General features: G+C 46.2%; 1 pseudogene. It reads right to left on the bottom strand.

Annotation, left to right across the window (positions count from 1 at the left end):
• A pseudogene (locus tag TP70_RS12935) lies at window positions 1-208 on the bottom strand (hypothetical protein); the annotation flags it as partial.
• Window positions 209-225: the final 17 nt, after the last annotated feature.

Below are 225 nucleotides of genomic sequence, written 5' to 3' on the forward strand. Positions count from 1 at the left end.
GTAACTCAACGTCAGTAAGCGAGAGCGACTCTACGAGCATGAGTAACTCAACATCAGTGAGTGAGAGCGACTCTACGAGCATGAGTAACTCAACGTCAGTAAGTGAGAGTGATTCTACTTCAATGAGTAACTCAACATCAGTAAGTGAGAGCGACTCTACGAGCATGAGTAACTCAACGTCAGTGAGTGAGAGCGACTCTACGAGCATGAGTAACTCAACGTCAG

The organism is Staphylococcus microti (assembly GCF_000934465.1).
Lineage (GTDB): Bacteria > Bacillota > Bacilli > Staphylococcales > Staphylococcaceae > Staphylococcus > Staphylococcus microti.